14 protein-coding genes are annotated in these 16,799 nt (G+C 71.7%); 10 read left to right on the top strand and 4 right to left on the bottom strand.

Annotation, left to right across the window (positions count from 1 at the left end):
• Nucleotides 1-111 precede the first annotated feature (111 nt).
• Entirely contained in the window at nt 112-306 is a 195-nt protein-coding gene (locus P3L51_RS28465) for a hypothetical protein (protein ID WP_354608183.1), read from the top strand.
• Between the two features lie 100 nt (nt 307-406).
• On the opposite strand, the gene P3L51_RS28460 is transcribed toward P3L51_RS28465, so the two are convergent.
• Nucleotides 407-3,889, bottom strand: a complete 3,483-nt coding sequence (locus P3L51_RS28460; protein WP_354608182.1) for a S41 family peptidase — start codon at nt 3,887-3,889, stop codon at nt 407-409.
• Nucleotides 3,890-4,098: 209 nt separating this feature from the next.
• On the opposite strand from P3L51_RS28460, the gene P3L51_RS28455 reads away from it, so the two are divergent.
• Together P3L51_RS28455 and P3L51_RS28450 are read left to right on the top strand one after the other, a co-directional pair.
• Complete coding sequence (locus tag P3L51_RS28455) at nt 4,099-4,671, top strand: TetR/AcrR family transcriptional regulator (RefSeq protein WP_354608181.1); 573 nt, start codon at nt 4,099-4,101, stop codon at nt 4,669-4,671.
• A gap of 168 nt (nt 4,672-4,839) precedes the next feature.
• On the top strand, nt 4,840-7,092 hold the full coding sequence (locus P3L51_RS28450) for an MMPL family transporter (protein ID WP_354608180.1): 2,253 nt from the start codon (nt 4,840-4,842) through the stop codon (nt 7,090-7,092).
• 86 nt (nt 7,093-7,178) lie between these two features.
• Here the strand turns inward: P3L51_RS28450 and P3L51_RS28445 are convergent, their stop codons facing one another.
• Nucleotides 7,179-7,592 carry an SsgA family sporulation/cell division regulator gene (locus tag P3L51_RS28445; protein WP_354608179.1) on the bottom strand — a complete coding sequence of 138 codons (414 nt, stop codon included), beginning with the start codon at nt 7,590-7,592 and terminating at the stop codon, nt 7,179-7,181.
• 247 nt (nt 7,593-7,839) lie between these two features.
• Here P3L51_RS28445 and P3L51_RS28440 point away from each other — a divergent pair, with 247 nt between their 5' ends.
• The 7 genes from P3L51_RS28440 to P3L51_RS28410 all read left to right on the top strand — a co-directional run bounded on the left by P3L51_RS28440 (nt 7,840) and on the right by P3L51_RS28410 (nt 13,921).
• Entirely contained in the window at nt 7,840-8,940 is a 1,101-nt protein-coding gene (locus P3L51_RS28440; RefSeq protein WP_354608178.1) for an energy-coupling factor ABC transporter permease, read from the top strand.
• A 1-nt stretch (nt 8,941) separates the two neighbouring features.
• Nucleotides 8,942-9,703 carry a cobalt ECF transporter T component CbiQ gene (gene cbiQ / locus P3L51_RS28435; protein WP_354608177.1) on the top strand — a complete coding sequence of 254 codons (762 nt, stop codon included), beginning with the start codon at nt 8,942-8,944 and terminating at the stop codon, nt 9,701-9,703.
• Nucleotides 9,700-10,470, top strand: coding sequence for an energy-coupling factor ABC transporter ATP-binding protein (locus tag P3L51_RS28430; RefSeq protein WP_354608176.1), 771 nt, complete (start codon nt 9,700-9,702; stop codon nt 10,468-10,470). Before cbiQ ends, P3L51_RS28430 begins: the two co-directional genes overlap by 4 nt.
• A gap of 45 nt (nt 10,471-10,515) precedes the next feature.
• Nucleotides 10,516-11,718: a serine hydrolase domain-containing protein gene (locus tag P3L51_RS28425; protein ID WP_354608175.1), complete on the top strand. Its 1,203-nt coding sequence runs from the start codon at nt 10,516-10,518 to the stop codon at nt 11,716-11,718.
• Nucleotides 11,719-11,725: 7 nt separating this feature from the next.
• Entirely contained in the window at nt 11,726-12,511 is a 786-nt protein-coding gene (locus tag P3L51_RS28420; RefSeq protein ID WP_354608174.1) for an SDR family NAD(P)-dependent oxidoreductase, read from the top strand.
• A gap of 67 nt (nt 12,512-12,578) precedes the next feature.
• On the top strand, nt 12,579-12,968 hold the full coding sequence (locus P3L51_RS28415; protein WP_354608173.1) for an alpha/beta fold hydrolase: 390 nt from the start codon (nt 12,579-12,581) through the stop codon (nt 12,966-12,968).
• A complete protein-coding gene (locus P3L51_RS28410) occupies nt 12,956-13,921 on the top strand; it encodes a phosphotransferase family protein (protein ID WP_354608172.1) in 966 nt (321 codons plus the stop codon). Before P3L51_RS28415 ends, P3L51_RS28410 begins: the two co-directional genes overlap by 13 nt.
• A gap of 5 nt (nt 13,922-13,926) precedes the next feature.
• Here the strand turns inward: P3L51_RS28410 and P3L51_RS28405 are convergent, their stop codons facing one another.
• Together P3L51_RS28405 and pcaDC are read right to left on the bottom strand one after the other, a co-directional pair.
• Nucleotides 13,927-15,483: an MFS transporter gene (locus P3L51_RS28405; RefSeq protein WP_354608171.1), complete on the bottom strand. Its 1,557-nt coding sequence runs from the start codon at nt 15,481-15,483 to the stop codon at nt 13,927-13,929.
• A gap of 186 nt (nt 15,484-15,669) precedes the next feature.
• On the bottom strand, nt 15,670-16,799 hold a 1,130-nt coding region (gene pcaDC, locus P3L51_RS28400; RefSeq protein WP_354608170.1), incomplete at its 5' end, for a bifunctional 3-oxoadipate enol-lactonase/4-carboxymuconolactone decarboxylase PcaDC.

The raw sequence follows: 16,799 nt of genomic DNA, 5'->3' as shown, positions 1-16,799 counted from the left end.
GGCGTACGCAGCGTAGTTGATCGAAATGCGCGCTATGTCGGTACGTGTAAGTCTGGTCGAGGCCCAGGGACCTCTCCAGGGGCCTCACCGGACTTCCAGGAGTGAGATTCCATGGGCATCGCCGACCAGTTCAAGGACAAGTCCCAGGCGCTCGCCGACCAGGCGAAGAAGAAGGCGGACGGCAAGCAGGACGAGGCGTCGGAGCGCTCCTCGCGGAACGAGGACCCGATGCGGGACGAGCAGGACCGCGCGCGGCAGCGTGCGCAGGACGCGCGCGACCGGTTCGACGACAACTACGACGCCTGAGCGGGTAGTTCGCGGGAGAAGCGCGCCCGGTGCCAGGTGCCCCGGGCGCGCTTCCCTGTGCGGACCGGGCCGGGTGTGCCCGGCCGGGGTGTGGAAGTCCTCAATCGCCGGACGGGCCGGACGGGCCGGACGGGCCGGGCGGGCCGGACGGGCCGGAGGTGCGCGGCGGCAGCGCGGGCCGGCGGCGGTCCGGGACGTCGCCGTAGCCGGGCGGGGTCGCCGCCGGCTGCTTGGTCAGCAGCTCCAGCGCCACCCACACGGCGTCGTCGAGCTGCGCGTGCCGTCCCTCCGCCCAGTCGAGCGGGGTGCGCAGCGCCTCGATGTCCGGCTCCACGCCGTGGTTCTCGACCGACCAGCCGTATGTGTCGAACCAGGCCGCGTTCATCGGCACCGTGATCACGCTGCCGTCCCCCAGCCGGTGCCTGCCGGTCATGCCGACCACCCCGCCCCAGGTGCGCTGCCCGACCACCGGGCCCAGCTTCAGCAGCCGGAACGCGGCCGTGATCATGTCGCCGTCGGACGAGGTGGCCTCGTCCGCGATGGCGACGACCGGGCCGCGCGGGGCGTTGGAGGCGTAACTGACCGCCTGGGCGTTGCGCGTCAGGTCCCAGCCGAGGATGCGCCGGGTCAGCTTCTCCACGACCAGTTCGCTGATGTGGCCGCCCGCGTTTCCCCGTACGTCCACGATCAGCGCGGGCCTGGACACCTCCAGCCGCAGATCGCGGTTGAACTGCGCCCAGCCCGAGCCGCCCATGTCGGGGATGTGGAGATAGCCGCACTTGCCGCCGCTCATCTCGCGGACGACCTCGCGGCGTTTGGCCACCCAGTCCTGGTAGCGCAGCGGCCGTTCGTCGACGAGCGGGACGATCGCCACACGCCGCGAACCGCCGTGCCGGACACCGCCGTTGGGCGTCGACAAGTCCTCGGCGGGGCGGAAGGTCAGCTCGACCGTCGTACCGCCGGCGGCGGACAGCAGCGGGAAGGGGCCGGTCACCGGGTCGACGGGCCGGCCGTCGACATGGGTGAGGACGGCGCCCTCGCGGATGCCCGTACCGGCCAGCGGGGAACGGGCCTTGGAGTCCGACGACTCGCCCGGCAGGATCCGCTTCACCAGCCATTCGCCGTCCCGGCAGACGAGGTTGGCGCCGAGCAGGCCCATGGCGCGCTGGTAGTGCGGCGGCCCCTCGTTGCGGCGGGCGGGGGTGACGTACGCGTGCGAGGTGCCCAGCTCGCCGAGTGCCTCGCGCAGCAGATCGGCGAACTCGTCGGGGGACGCGACGCGTTCGACCAGTGGGCGGTACTGGTCGAGCACCGCGTCCCAGTCGATGCCGCACATGTCCGGCTCCCAGAAGTACGAGCGGATGATGCGGCCCGCCTCCGCGTACGCCTGGCGCCATTCGGCAGCGGGGTCGACCTCGTGCAGGATGCGGCGCAGGTCGAGATGGACGGTCGAGTCGCTGTCGCCGGGCTCGGTGGCGGGTACGGCGCGCAGGTCGTCGTCGTCCACGACCACGAGCCGGGAGCCGTCCCGGCTGAGCGCGAACCAGTCGAGGTGGTCGACGAGTTCGCTCTTGCGCGCCTTGGTGATGTCGAAGTGTTCGAGGGTCGGACGGCCCGAGGTGTCGGCGGGGTTGGCGAACGTCTCACCGAGCGCGCCGGAGATCGGCCAGCGCAGCCAGACCAGGCCGCCGCCGCTGACGGGTCGCAGGGCCGAGTACTTGGACGCGGACACGGGGAAGGGCGTGACGCGGCTGGCGAGTCCCTCGACTTCGACCGTGACCGTCCCTCCCCCGGAGCCCTCGGCCTGGGAGGTGCCCCCGAAGGCGGCGCTCGTGCCGTCGGAGGGGGCGACCGGCACGGGGTCGAGGCCGCCGGCGGCCGGGCGGCCGTCCGGGAGGAGCGCGAACGGTGAGGGCGTCGCCGACGACAGCGGTACGAGGTAGGGGCGGCAGCCCAGCGGGAAGGAGAGGTCGCCGGTGTGCACGTCGTACACGGGGTCGAATCCGCGCCAGGAAAGAAAGGCGAGATATCGGCCGTCCCGGGTGAAAACCGGATTCTCGTCCTCGAAGCGGCCGTTGGTGACGTCGACGATCGTACGGTCCGCGATCCGCGCCATCTTGATCTGGCGCAGTGAGCGGCCGACGCCGGGGTGGGACCAGGCGATCCAGTCGCCGTCGGGGGAGAACGCGAGGTCGGTGACGGGGCCGTTGACGGAGCGGATCAGCTCGGTGACGTCCTCGGTGATGTCCTCGGCGACGGGAGCGACGGGATCGGCGGGATCGGCGGCGGGCTCGACGCTTTCGGCCGGTGGCGTCGACGGTTCACCTGACGTGTCGTCAGGCACCGTCAGTATCAGCAGCTTCCCGTCGTGCGTGCTCAGCGCCAGCCGTTCGCCGTCCGGGTCCGCGATCAGCTCGTGGACGCGCCCCAGCCGCCCGGAGGCGAGCCGCACCGGCGGCCGGTCGCCGCTCGCGCGCGGCAGGTAGGCGATCTCGATCGCGTCCTCGCCGTCCGCGTCCGTGACGTAGGCGACCTTGCCGCCGCTGCCCAGCATCTCGGGGAGCCTGACCCGTACCCCCGGAGTGTCCGCGATCGTGCGGGCCGGGCCGTCGCGGTGGGTGAGCCAGTACAGGCTGCCGCGTACGGAGACGGCGCTGGCCCGGCCCGTGGTGTCCACGGAGATCGAGTCGACGTGGTGGGCGGCCGGGACCTGGTACGTGCGCCGCCCGGCGCGCGGACCACCGAGCCGTACCGACAGCTTGCGCGGCACCGAGTCCGGCGCCAGCGAGTCCACCAGCCACAGGTCCCCCGCGCACTGGTAGACGACCCGGCGTCCGTCGGACGACGCGTGGCGGGCGTAGAACGCGTCGTGGTCGGTGTGCCGGCGCAGATCGGTGCCGTCGGGGAGCGTCGAGTAGAGATTGCCGACGCCCTCGTGGTCGGAGAGGAACGCGATGCGCCCGTCCACGAACATCGGGCAGTCGAGATGGCCGGGCAGATCCGCCAGCAGCCGCTCGCCGTGCAGCCACAGCCGCCCCGTGGCGCCGCCCCGGTACCGCTTCCAGGCGGCCGGTTCGTGCGGCGGCTTCCCGGTCAGCAGCAGGCTGCGGCGCTCGCCCTCGATATCGGTGATCGCGATGTCGGCGACCGGGCCCCAGGGGAGTTTCCCGCCGGGGGAGCCGTCGGTCGGGACGCTGTAGGCCCAGGAGTAGTACGAGAAGGGCTGGCCGTGCGAGGAGACGGCGAGGATCTGCGCCGTGCCGTCCTTGTCCGGTGGTGTCCAGCCGCAGACGCGGGTGTCGGTCGATCCCCAGTAGCTGAGCCGGCGGGCCGGGCCGCCGGCCACCGGCGCCAGGTGGATCTCCGGATCCAGGCTGCGCCAGCTCGTGTAGGCGATCTGGCTGCCGTCGGGCGAGAACCGCGGATGTCCCACTCTGGTGCGGTCGACGGTCAGCCGCCACGCACGGTCCGGGCGGTGCTTGGCCGACGAGAGAGGGGCGACCCAGAGGTCGTCCTCGGCGGCGAAGCACAGCAAGTCGTCGTACAGGTGCGGATAGCGGAGATACGCGACGTCGTCACTCACCCCCCAATGCTTTCCGTGCGGGAGGGGTGGGGCAACTCGTGGGCGCGGGTCAGTTGGCCGGATGTGTTCGGCGGGCACTCGGTCGTCTGTGTGGGGGGTGTGGCGGAGCCCACAAGCGAAACGTTGCCGTTTCGATGAGGGCGGGGTTATCTTCGTACTGTACGAAACCGTTTCGTTCGGCTTATCGATACCTCGACGGGAGGTCGACCATGGCACGCACCAGACTCACGCCGGAGCGCGAGAGCGAGTTGTACGGAGCCGTGCTCGACCTGCTGCGCGAGGTCGGCTACGACGCCCTCACCATGGACGCCGTCGCCGGCCGCACCCACTCCAGCAAGGCCACCCTCTACCGCCAGTGGGGGAGCAAGCCGGAGCTGGTCGCACGAGCCATGCGGCACAACAAGCCGGCCGATGTCAGTCAGATCAACACCGGCTCACTGCGCGGGGACTTCCACGCCATGGTGTCGCTGGCCGACGACTGTCAGATGGAGCGGGACTCCGCGCTGATGCGGGGCCTGGTCCATGCCGTCCACACCAACCCCGATCTCCACCTCGCGCTGCGTGAACTCCTCATCGAGCCCGAGCTGAACGGGCTCAACCTGTTCCTGAGCCGTGCCGTGGACCGGGGTGAGATCAGTGCGGACCAGCCCGCGCTGAAGTACGTCACACACATGCTGGTCGGCGCCTTCGTCGCCCGGCAGCTCATCGAGGACCGCACTGTCGACCAGGCGTTCCTCCGCGATTACCTCGACGCCGTGGTCCTCCCCGCTCTCGGCGTCTGACCCTCCCCGCAGCTCCGCAGCATCGTCTCCCTGGGCCGCTCGCCCACCTCCGGGGTTCCCCAGCAGTACCCGGTGCCTCTCCGGCACCAGCACCTGACGCGTGTCGCTCTCGCGCCGTCGGTCGGCTCCCCATGCCCTTGATCCACCCCCAGACCGGGAGTACGCCTCGTGGCCACGTTTCTCTACAAACTCGGACGGTTCGCCTTCCGACGCCGAAATCTCGTCGCCTTCGTATGGGTGGCGCTGCTCGCCCTCGCGGGCGTCGGCGCGGCATCCGCGTCCACCGCGACATCCAGCTCCTTCTCCATTCCGGGGACGGAGGCCCAGAAGGCCTTCGACCTGCTCGAAGAGCGCTTCCCCGGCGGGAGCGCCGACGGGGCGACCGCCCGGGTCGTCTTCAAGGCGCCGGACGGCGAGAAGATGACCGCCGCCGCCAACAAGGCGGAAGTCGAGAAGATCGTCGACGAACTGCCCGCCAGCTCGGACCAGATCGCGCAGGTCACCGACCCGTACACGGCCAAGGCCGTTTCGAGTGACGGTTCGACCGCCTACGTCTCGGTCACGTACAAGGTCAGTTCGATGGAGCTGACCGAGGAGACCCGTACGGCGCTGGAGGAGACGGGCCACGAGGCGCGGGACACCGGGCTGACGGTCGAGATCGGCGGAGACGCGCTTCAGGCGGCGCCGGAGACCGGGGCCACCGAGATCATCGGCATCGCCGTGGCCGCCGTCGTACTCGTCATCACCTTCGGTTCGCTGATCGCGGCGGGTCTGCCGCTGCTCACCGCCCTCGTCGGTGTCGGAATCGGCGTCTCGACCATCACCGCGCTGGCGAGCGTGATGGATCTCGGCTCCACCACCAGCATTCTCGCCATGATGATCGGCCTCGCCGTCGGCATCGACTACGCCCTGTTCATCGTCTCCCGCTACCGCGCGGAACTGGCGGAAGGGCGTGAACCCGAGGAAGCGGCCGGCCGGGCGGCCGGTACGGCCGGATCCGCCGTGGTCTTCGCGGGGCTCACCGTCGTCATCGCGCTCGTCGGTCTGGCCGTCGTCAACATCCCCATGCTCACCAAGATGGGCGCCGCCGCGGCCGGCACGGTCGTCATCGCCGTCCTCATCGCGCTCACGCTCGTCCCGGCCGTGCTGGGATTCGCGGGCAGGCGTGTGCACGGCAAGAAGGTGCGTGAGCGGCAGGCCCGGGAGCGGGCGGCCTCGGCCGACGGCAAGATCGCCGAGGGCAAGCCCAACATGGGCACCCGCTGGGCGCGCTTCGTGCTGCGCCGCCCCGTCGCCGTACTCCTCACCGCGGTCGTCGGTCTCGGCATCATCGCCGTCCCGGCGACCTCGCTGGAGATGGGTCTGCCCGACGACGGTTCGCAGCCGACGAGCACCACGCAGCGCAAGGCGTACGACCTGCTCTCCGACGGTTTCGGGCCCGGCTTCAACGGCCCGCTGATGGTCGTCGTGGACGGCCAGGGCGACGACAACGCCAAGCAGACCGCCGGCCAGGTCACCGACGCCGTGAAGGACATGAAGGGCGTCGCGGCGGTCACCCCCGCCACGTACAACAAGGCCGGCGACACGGCGACGATCACGGTCGTCCCGAAGGACCGTCCGTCGTCCGTGGAGACGGAGAACCTGGTCCATGCCATCCGCGACGCGGGCGGCGAGATCGCCTCGGACAGCGAGGCGAAGGTCCTGGTCACCGGCGCCACCGCGATGAACACCGACTTCTCCGAGAAGATGAACGACGCGCTGCTGCCCTACCTCGCGCTCGTCGTGGGTCTGGCGTTCCTGCTGCTGATGCTCGTCTTCCGGTCGGTCCTCGTACCTCTCAAGGCGGCCCTCGGCTTCCTGCTGTCGGTCGTCGCCGCGCTCGGCGCGGTGGTCGCGGTCTTCCAGTGGGGCTGGCTCGGGAGTCTGTTCGGGGTCGAGCAGACCGGTCCGATCATGTCGATGATGCCGATCTTCATGGTGGGTGTGGTCTTCGGTCTCGCGATGGACTACGAGGTCTTCCTGGTCACGCGGATGCGCGAGGCGTACGTCCACGGGGAGCGGCCGGGACAGGCGATCGCCACCGGCTTCCGACACGGGACGCGGGTCGTCACCGCCGCCGCGATCATCATGATGGCGGTCTTCGCGGGCTTCATCGGCTCCGGCGAGTCCATGGTCAAGATGATCGGCTTCTCGCTGGCCATCGCGGTCTTCTTCGACGCCTTCGTGGTCCGGATGGCCATCGTCCCGGCGGTGCTCGCGCTGCTCGGCGACAAGGCGTGGTGGCTGCCGCGCTGGCTGGACAGGATCCTGCCGAACGTGGACGTGGAGGGCGAGCAGCTGCGGAAGATGCTGGAGAAGGAGTCGGACGGCGCGGGGCCGGATTCCGGTCCGGGCTCGGAGAAGGAGCTGGCGCGGGTCTGACCTGGGCTGGGCCCTGAGGGGGCCAGGTCGTGTCTTCAAAGTAGCGCCGTCCGCCCGAGGGCCAGGCGGGACTTTGCAGACACGGCCTAGCTGTTGTGCAGCAGACGGTCCAGGCCGCGTTTGGCGCGCAGTGGGTAGCGCTCCTCGCCGGCCGGGACCGTCTGGTGTGTCAGCCGGAGGAAGCGGCGCAGCGCGGCGGTGTCGAACTGGGTCAGCGCCACGCCCTCCCGTGAGTGGAATTCGAGCATCGTCTGCGCGCGCCCGCAGGGCCATACGCGTACGTCGCCGTCGCCGGAGGGCGTACGCAGGCCCGATTCGAGCAGCTCGCGGGCGAAGGTCCACACCACCTCGCCGTCGTCGCGCGACACCTCGGCGGGGAAGGCGACGCGGACGGCGAGGGGGTCGGCGCTGTCGTAGCGGAGGGTGACCGACAGGCACCCGTGGTGGGGGGCGTCCGTGATGAGACGGACCTTGGCGGGCTGCTCGACGACGGCTGACATCGCTTCGCTCCTCTGCGGCGCTTCGACGGCACTCTCGACGCGGTGCGTGGCGCTTTACAGCACAACATACCTTTTGTCCTTTATTTAACGCCGAGTGTCCCGGAAATCTCAAACTTTCCGGGCCGTTCGGTGCCCGTACACCGGTTCGCGTGCCACGCGCTCTTGCAACTCGTTCGCAAGAGAGGACTATCTAGTCGAACGGTTCACTTCGAGCGGTTCACCACGCCTGCCGGAAGCGGAGCCCGCCATGCATGTCCCCGACGGAATGATCAACCTGCCGGTGTCGGCCGCCGCCGGCGTCGTCGCCGCCGGAGCCGTGGCGGTCAGTCTGCGCGGCGCCCGCCGCGAGCTGGGCGCCGGACCGCTCGCCGAGGGCCACGGCGCCGAGCGCACCGCGCCCCTCGCGGGCCTCGTCGCCGCCTTCGTCTTCGCCGTGCAGATGCTGAACTTCCCCGTCGCGGCCGGCACCAGCGGGCATCTGCTCGGCGGCGCGCTCGCGGCGATACTCGTCGGCCCCTGCACCGGGGTCCTCTGTATCGCCGTCGTGCTGATGATGCAGGGCATCCTCTTCGCCGACGGCGGGCTCACCGCGCTCGGTGTGAACATCACGGTCATGGGCGTCGTGACGGTGATCGTCTCGTACGGGATCTTCCGCGGCCTGCTCCGTATCCTGCCGCGGGGGCGCCGCTCGGTCACCGTGTCCGCGTTCGTGGGCGCGCTCGTGTCCGTGCCCGCCGCCGCCGCGGCCTTCACCCTCCTCTACGCCATCGGCGGGACCACGCACATCCCGATCGGCAAGGTGCTCACCGCGATGGTCGGCGTGCACGTGCTCATCGGCGTCGGCGAGGCGGCGATCACCGCGCTGACGGTCGGGGCCGTCATCGCCGTACGGCCGGACCTGGTCCACGGGGCGCTAGGGCTCGCGGCGCCGCTCAAGCTGCGGGTGGGCGGCGAGCTGGTGGACGCGCCGACGCCCGTTGCCCCTGTTGCCCCTGTTGCCGCGTCGACCGCGTCCCGCTCGCCGCGCGGGCTGCTGGCGGCCGGTCTCGGCACCGCCCTCCTGCTGGCCGGGGTCGTCTCCTTCTACGCCTCCGCCAACCCCGACGGGCTGGAGAAGGTCGCCGCGGACCAGGGCATCGACAAGAAGGTCGAGGAGCACGCCGCCGCCGGCTCGCCGCTCGCCGACTACGGCGTCAAGGACATCTCCGACACCCGGCTCTCGGGCGGCCTCGCGGGCATGATCGGCGTCGGCGCGACGGTCGTCGTGGGCAGCGGCATCTTCTACGTGGTCCACCGCCGCCGTACGACGGACAACGCCCCGGCCCCGTCCTCCGCCGGGCAGGTCTGACATGGGCGCGGGCCACGCCCACAAGCTCTACCGGCACGGCCACTCCCCGGTCCACGCGCTGCCGCCGCACTGCAAGCTCGCCGCCGTCCTGTGCTTCGTGCTCGTCGTGGTCTCCACGCCGCGCGAGGCCGTGTGGGCCTTCGGCCTGTACGCGGCGCTGCTCGCCGGCGTCGCCGTGCTCGCCCGCGTCCCGGCCGGCTTCCTGCTGCGCCGGATGCTGATCGAGGTCCCGTTCGTCGCGTTCGCCGTCCTCATGCCGTTCGTGGTGCCCGGCGACCAGGTCCGGTTCCTCGGGCTGTCCCTGAGCGTCCCCGGCCTGTGGGGCGCCTGGAACGTGCTGGCCAAGGGCACGCTGGGCGTCGCCGCCTCCGTACTCCTGGCCTCCACCACCGAACTGCGCGCGCTGCTGCTGGGGCTGCAACGGCTCAGACTCCCGCCGATGCTCGTCCAGATCGCGTCCTTCATGATCCGCTACGGCGACGTGATCACCGACGAGCTGCGCAGGATGTCGATCGCCCGCCGCTCGCGCGGGTTCGAGGCGCGCGGCGTACGGCACTGGGGTGTGCTCGGCAAATCCGCCGGCGCGCTGTTCATCCGCTCCTACGAGCGCGGGGAGCGGGTGCACCTGGCGATGATGAGCCGCGGCTACACGGGCACGATGCCGGTCATCGACGAGATGACGGCCTCCCGCGCGCAGTGGACATCGGCCGCCGCACTCCCGCTGTCGGCGCTCGCGGTCTGTCTGCTTGGCTGGACGCTATGAGCACGCACTCCCAGGAACAGCCGCCGCCCTCCCTCGAAGTGCGCGGGCTCGCCTACGCGTACCCCGACGGCCACCAGGCCCTCTTCGGCGTCGACCTGACCGTCGGGCGCGGCGAGCGGGTCGCGCTGCTCGGACCCAACGGCGCGGGCAAGACCACCCTCGTCCTGCACCTCAACGGCATCCACACGGCGGGCGCCGGATCCGTCACCGTCGCCGGGCTGCCCGTCGCGAAGCAGCACCTCGCCGAGATCCGCCGCCGTGTCGGCATCGTCTTCCAGGACCCCGACGACCAGCTGTTCATGCCCACCGTGCGCGAGGACGTGGCCTTCGGCCCCGCGACGTCCGGTCTGCGCGGCGCGGAACTGGAGGCCAGGGTCGTGGCCGCGCTCACCCGGGTCGGCATGGCCGAGTACGCGGACCGGCCGCCGCACCATCTGTCCTTCGGGCAGCGCCGCCGGGTCGCCGTCGCGACGGTCCTGGCCATGGAGCCCGAGATCCTCGTACTCGACGAGCCCTCGTCCAACCTCGACCCCGCGTCGCGCCGTGAACTCGCCGACATCCTGCGGGCGTTGGACGTCACCGTCCTGATGGTCACGCACGACCTCCCCTACGCGCTGGAACTGTGCCCGCGCGCCGTGATCCTCAGCGAGGGCGTCATCGCGGCCGACGGGCCGACACACGAGCTGCTCGGCGACGCGGAGTTGATGGGCGCGCACCGGCTGGAGTTGCCGTTCGGTTTCGACCCCACGACGGTCGTGAGGCGGTGAGCCCCGGTGGCCCTGCCGGCGCCGTGAACCGTGCACCATGGGGGTATGAGCGGGATGGTAGGCGTCGCTGACGTCCAGGGCACGGTGGCCGCGGGCTTCGAACCCGTCAAGGACGCCTTCGTACGGAACTTCCGGGAGCGCGGTGAGCGGGGCGCGGCCGTCGCCGTCTACCGGCACGGGCACAAGGTCGTCGACCTGTGGGCCGGCACGCGCGACTTCGACGGCGCGGAGCCGTGGGCCGTCGACACCGCGCAGGTCGTCCGCTCCGCGACGAAGGGCGTCGCCGCCGCCGTACCGCTTCTGCTGCACCAGCGTGGGCGGATCGACCTGGACGCGCCGGTGGGCACGTACTGGCCGGAGTTCAAGGCGGCGGGCAAGGAACGGGTGCTCGTACGGCACCTGTTGTCGCACCGCGCGGGCGTGCCCGTGCTCGACCGGCCGCTCAGCCCCGCCGAGGCGCTCGACGGCGAGTCGGGCGCGCACGCGCTCGCCGCGCAGCGGCCCGTGTGGGAGCCGGGCACCGATCACGGCTACCACGCGCACACCTACGGCTGGCTGGTCGCCGAGCTGGTGAAGCGCGTCACCGGACGCTCCGTCGGCCGCTGGGTCGCCGACGAGATCGCCCGCCCGCTCGGCCTGGACTTCTGGATCGGGCTGCCCGCCGAGGAGGCGCACCGGGTGGGCCGTATCGGGAGGATCGAGGAGCCCGCCGGGGTCGGCGGGGAGCTGCGGCTGCGCGCCAAGCGCTCGGTCTCGGAGGCGTACAAGGACCCCGAGTCGCTCACCCGGCGGGCGTTCGGCGCCATCGATCCGCCGCCGGACGAGAACAGCGCCGAGTACCGCGCCGCCGAGCTGCCCGCGAGCGGCGGGATCTCCACCGCGCGTGCGCTGGCGCGGTGCTACGCGGCGATGATCGGCCCGGTGGACGGCCCCGGGCACGGCTACCGGGGCGGCGAGCGGCTGTTCGCCCCGGCGACGCTGACCGCCGCCCGTACCGAGGAATCGGCGGGCCCCGACCGGGTGCTGGTCGTCGGCACACGCTTCGGGCTCGGCTTCATGCTGCACGGTTCGGGCGCGCCGCTGCTGGGCCCCGGCTCGTTCGGGCACCCGGGGCGCGGCGGCTCGCTCGGCTTCGCCGACCCCGAGTCGGGCACCGCCTTCGGCTACGTCACCAACGGCATGCGCAAGGGTGTGACGGCGGATCCCCGGGCACAGGCCCTGGTGCGGGCCGTCCGGTCGGCTTCATGATCGGTACATGAGGCGATTCGAGAATCACGGCGTACTGATCACGGGAGCCGGGCGCGGTATCGGCGAGGCCATCGCGCGGCGGCTCGCCGCCGAGGGCGGGCGGGTCCTGATCACGGACGTGGACGGTGAACGGGCCCGGCGTGCGGCGGAGTTGATCGACGGCGCGGAGTCGTACGTGTGCGACGTGGGCGACCGCGCGTCGGTCGAGGCGGCCGTGGCGTACGCCGTCGAACGCTTCGGCTCGCTGGACGTCCTGGTCAACAACGCCTACTCCTGCACCCCGGACGCGCCGCTCTTCGAGGACGAACCGGACGAACACTGGGCCCGCGACCTCGATCTCACCCTGACCGGCGCCTTCCGCTGCGCGCGGGCGGCGCTGCCGCACCTGGCGGCGTCGGGGCGCGGCGCGATCGTGAACATCGGCTCCGTCAACGGCGAGCAGGACTTCGGCAACCACGCCTACAGCGCCGCCAAGGCGGGCCTCGCCAGCCTGACCCGCACCCTGGCGGGCCACGCGGCGCCGCGCGGGGTCCGCGTCAACCTCGTCACCCCCGGCACGATCCACACGGACGCCTGGCAGGGCCGCGAGGCCAACCTGGAACGCGCGGCGCCGCACTACCCCGCGGGCCGGGTGGGGCTGCCGGACGACGTCGCGTCGGCGGTGGCGTTCCTGGCCTCGTCCGACGCGGGCTGGATCACGGGGGTGACGCTGCCGGTGGACGGCGGGATCCTGTCGGCGAACGTGGGCCTGCGGAAGGCGCTGGCCGGCGCGCCGGTGTCCGGGGAGCGATGAGTTCCGCCGGGTGGCGGGGGCGTATGTACGCCATCGCCACCGTTTCTCACCCAAGGACGAGCCCACCATGGTCACCGCCCACACACTCGACGTCCCCGGCGCGCACCTGCACTACGAGGTACGGGGCACCGGCCCCGTACTGGTGCTCACCGGCGCGCCCATGAGCGCCGCGCACTTCGCGCCGCTGGCCGACGCGCTCGCCGACGAGTACACCGTCGTCACGCACGACCCCAGAGGCATCTCCGGCAGCACGCTGGACGACCCCGGGCAGGACTCCACCCCCGAGCTGCGCGCGGCTCGGACTGCGGCCGGCCGAATTCCCGGGCGGGCACGGCGGGTTCGTGGAGTCGCCGGGGGAGTTCGCGGAGGTGCTGCGGAAGGTGCTCGTAGGCTGAGGGTGCTTCCCGCGTCTCGGGGGTGTCCGCCGTCGAGGGGAATCCGTACATGTCCGCGCTGACCGCGTCCCGTCTCGCCGCGATCCTCGACGCCGCCGGGGCGCGGGTGGGCGTCGGGCACGAGGTGTTGGGCGGGGGCACGTACAACTCCCTCTACCGCGTTCGCCTGGACGACGGCGGGCGGCTGGTCCTGAAGCTGCCGCCGGAGGGCGGGACGCCGCATCTGACGTACGAGGGTGAACTGCTCGTCAACGAGGGCGAGTTCTACCGGTCGGCCGGTGGCTCCGGTGTGCCGGTGCCCGAGGTGGTGCGCCTCGCTTCGGATTCGCTGCTGATGACGGAGTGTCCGGGGGAGCCGTGGTCCGCCCTGGCGGCCGGGCTCGGGGACGCGGAGCACGAGCGGTTGCGGAGGGAACTCGGGGCGTACGTGGTCGAGTTGGGCACCGTCACCGGTACGCGCTTCGGGTATCCGTCCGAGGCGGTGCCCACCGCGGACACCTGGCGGGAGGCGTTCACCGCGATGCTGGAGGCCGTCCTGGCGGACGCCGAGCGGTTCGGGGCCAAGCTGCCGGTGTCCGGGGAGCGGGTGCGGGAGTTGGTACGGGCCGCCGTACCGGCGCTGGACGAGGTCACCGTTCCCGCGCTCGTGCACTTCGATCTGTGGCAGGGCAACATCCTGCTGACGGGCGAGGCGGGGGAGCGGCGGATCGGTGGGGTCATCGACGGTGAACGGATGTTCTGGGGCGACCCGTTGGCGGAGTTCGTGTCGCTCAATCTCTTCGGCGAGCCCGAGGACGACCAGGCGCTGCTGGCCGGCTACCGGGCGGGCGGCGGTGTCGCCGACTTCGACCGGTCCGCGCGGCTGCGGATGGCGCTCTACCGCTGCTACCTGTATCTGATCATGCTGGTCGAGGGCGTACCGCGCGGCTACCCGCCCGCGCGGACCGCCGTGACCCGGCGGACCGCCGGGACCGCGCTGATCCTCGCCCTCGGGCTGATCTCCACCACCGCGTAGGGGGATCAGACGCCCGGAGTGGGCGTGCCGCCCTGGAGGCGTTCGAGGTCCGAGGCCCGTACCTGGATCACGAACACCGCGATCACGGCCGATACGGCGGCGAACACCGCCGCCACGATGAACGCGTTCGACACACCGTGGGCCAGCACCTCGTCGCTCCACGGTTTCGGCAGCGCACCCGTCTTCTGGAACATCATCTTCTGGGCAGGGGTCGCGTGCGCCAGGAAGTCCGGGACCTGGCTCTTCGCCTCGTCCTTGCTGGCGGTGCCGAACACCGTCACCAGGATGGACAGCCCCAGCGAACCGCCCACCTGCTGCGTCGCGTTGAACACGCCGGAGGCCGCGCCGGCCTCCTCCTGCTCGACACCCGAGAGCGCCATCAGGGTCAGCGACACGAACTGGAAGCCCATACCGAGGCCGAAGATCAGCATCGGCCCCAGCACGCTGCCCAGATAGGTGCTGTTCACGTCCGTCAGCGTCAGCCAGGCGAGACCCCCGGCTGCCAGGATCGCGCCGGAAACCATGAATGGTTTCGGACCCCAGCGCGGCAGCAACTGCGAGGCGATGCCCGCACCGACGGCGATGATCACACTCACCGGGAGAAAGGCGAGACCGGCCCGGAGCGGGCTGAAGTTGAGGACTTCCTGCACGAAGAGCGTCAGGAAGAAGAACATGCCGAACAGCGCCGCGGCCAGGCTCAGCATCATCCCGTAGACACCCGAGCGGTTGCGGTCACGGAACATCCACAGCGGGGTGATCGGCTGCCGCGAACGCCGCTCGATGACGATGAAGAGGGCCAGGAGCACCACGGCGGCGGCGAAGGACCCGAGCGTCAGGCCGTTGGTCCAGCCCTCCTCGGAGGCCCGGATGAAGCCGTAGACCAGACACACCATGCCGAGGGTCGCGGTGAGTGCGCCGACGACGTCGAAGTGACCGGGGCGCGGCACGGACTCCTTGATGAAGCGGGGCGTCAGGCCGATGATCACCAGTCCGATCGGCGCGTTGACGAAGAAGATCCACCGCCAGTCCAGCCACTCCACCAGGATGCCGCCGGCCAGCAGCCCGATCGCGCTGCCGCCCGCCGAGACCGCCGCGAACACGCCGAACGCCCTGTTGCGCGCGGGCCCTTCACGGAACGTGGTGGTGATCAGCGACAGCGACGTCGGGGAGGCGATCGCGCCGCCGACGCCCTGGATGGCACGGGCCGCCAGCAGTTGCCACGACTCCTGCGCGAAACCGCAGAGCAGAGAGGCGAACGCGAAGAGCGCCACGCCGAACATGAAGACCCTGCGCCGTCCCAGGACGTCGCCGAGACGGCCGCCGAGCAGCAGCAGACCGCCGAAGGTGAGGGTGTAGGCGTTGACCACCCAGGACAGGTTCTGAGTCGAGAAGTCCAGCGCGCTCTGGATGTGGGGGAGAGCGATGTTCACGATGGTGATGTCGAGGACCACCATCAGCTGGCAGGAGGCGATGATGGCCAGCGCGATTCCGTTGCCGCGGCCGTCCTCGGGAGCGGCGTCGGACTTCGTGGTGTCCGGCGGTGTGGGCTGTGAATCAGTCATAGGTGAGGGTGGTGAAGCGGGGTGGTGCGCGCCCTCGGACAGGGAACGCCATCGTTCACCGGATTCCGACCCTAAGCGGGGCGAACCGGTCGCGCGACTCGACCGCGACCGGGTGGGGAACCGACCGCTGTCCGACCACCGACCGGCCCGACGCGCGGGCATGCCTGCCCGTCAGAACGGTTCGCCTCAGAGGTGTTCCGACAGCACGTCGTCGGCGATCACGAACGCCTTGTTGGCCGCCGGCACCCCGCAGTACACCGCCGACTGGAGCAGCACCTCCCGGATCTCCTCGGCGCTCAGCCCGATCCGTACCGCCGCCCTCACCTGCGTCGCCAGCTCGTCGTGGTGCCCGCCGGCGACCAGCGCCGTCAGAGTCACACAGCTGCGCGTACGGCGGTCGAGCCCCGGCCGCGTCCAGATCTCGCCCCAGGCGTAGCGGGTGATGAAGTCCTGGAAGGGCGCGGTGAACGTCGTCGTACGGGCCACGGACCTGTCCACGTGCTCGTCGCCGAGCACGGCGCGGCGTACCGCCATCCCCGCGCCGTGCCGGGTGGCGTCCCCGACGGCCTGGGGGGTCGCCGCGAGGTGGTCCAGCAGTGCGGCGAGCACCGGTGCGGGCCGTTCGACGTTCGCCAGATGCGCGGCTCCGGCGATCTCGGTGAGGCTCGCGCCCGCAATGCCGTCGGCGATCGTGCGGGCGTGCGGCGAGGGCGGCGCCGCCGGGTCGTCGCGGCCGGCGACGACGAGGGCCGGGACCGCGATCGTCGCCAGCTCGTCGCGCAGGTCGTGTTCGGCGACGGCCGAGCAGCAGGCCGCGTACGACTTGTCGTCCGCCGCCCGCAGGTCGTTCACGAGCGCCGCGCCGAGCGGGGTGCGCTCGAAGCCGGGCGCGAACCAGACGCCGGGGCGGCTCGCCACCAGGGACTCGGTGCCCTCCGCGAGGACGCCGGCCGCGCGGTCCCGCCAGGTGTCGGGGTCGCCGAAGTACGCGGATGAGCACAGCACGGCGAGGGAGACGAGACGGCCGGGGTGCCGTACCGCCAACTCCAGGCCCACCGCGCCGCCCAGCGAGATCCCCGCGTACGCGAACCTCTCCCAGCCCTGTTCGTCGGCCAGCCGCACCACCTGGTCCGCCAGGGCGGCGACGGAGACGGCGGGCGCGGAGGAGGGGGCGGAGCCGCCGTGGCCGGGCAGGTCCCAGCGCAGGACGCGGTGGTCGCGGGCGAGGGCCGCCAGCTGGGGCTCCCACACGCGCAGGGACGTGCCGAGGGAGGGCCCGAGGATCAGCGGCGCGCCGTCGGCCGGGCCGTCGAGGC

This window comes from Streptomyces panacea, from assembly GCF_040560175.1.
Taxonomy (GTDB): domain Bacteria; phylum Actinomycetota; class Actinomycetes; order Streptomycetales; family Streptomycetaceae; genus Streptomyces; species Streptomyces panacea.
This window is presented reverse-complemented; position numbering and strand designations above follow the sequence as displayed.

Excerpts from the sequence above, each read along its gene's own strand:
- P3L51_RS28465 (WP_354608183.1), top strand. The coding sequence starts at position 112 with ATGGGCATCGCCGACCAGTTCAAGGACAAGTCCCAGGCGCTCGCCGAC.
- P3L51_RS28455 (WP_354608181.1), top strand. The coding sequence starts at position 4,099 with ATGGCACGCACCAGACTCACGCCGGAGCGCGAGAGCGAGTTGTACGGA.
- P3L51_RS28445 (WP_354608179.1), bottom strand. The coding sequence starts at position 7,592 with ATGTCAGCCGTCGTCGAGCAGCCCGCCAAGGTCCGTCTCATCACGGAC.
- P3L51_RS28440 (WP_354608178.1), top strand. The coding sequence starts at position 7,840 with ATGCATGTCCCCGACGGAATGATCAACCTGCCGGTGTCGGCCGCCGCC.
- cbiQ (WP_354608177.1), top strand. The coding sequence starts at position 8,942 with ATGGGCGCGGGCCACGCCCACAAGCTCTACCGGCACGGCCACTCCCCG.
- P3L51_RS28430 (WP_354608176.1), top strand. The coding sequence starts at position 9,700 with ATGAGCACGCACTCCCAGGAACAGCCGCCGCCCTCCCTCGAAGTGCGC.
- P3L51_RS28425 (WP_354608175.1), top strand. The coding sequence starts at position 10,516 with ATGAGCGGGATGGTAGGCGTCGCTGACGTCCAGGGCACGGTGGCCGCG.
- P3L51_RS28420 (WP_354608174.1), top strand. The coding sequence starts at position 11,726 with ATGAGGCGATTCGAGAATCACGGCGTACTGATCACGGGAGCCGGGCGC.
- P3L51_RS28415 (WP_354608173.1), top strand. The coding sequence starts at position 12,579 with ATGGTCACCGCCCACACACTCGACGTCCCCGGCGCGCACCTGCACTAC.
- P3L51_RS28410 (WP_354608172.1), top strand. The coding sequence starts at position 12,956 with ATGTCCGCGCTGACCGCGTCCCGTCTCGCCGCGATCCTCGACGCCGCC.
- P3L51_RS28405 (WP_354608171.1), bottom strand. The coding sequence starts at position 15,483 with ATGACTGATTCACAGCCCACACCGCCGGACACCACGAAGTCCGACGCC.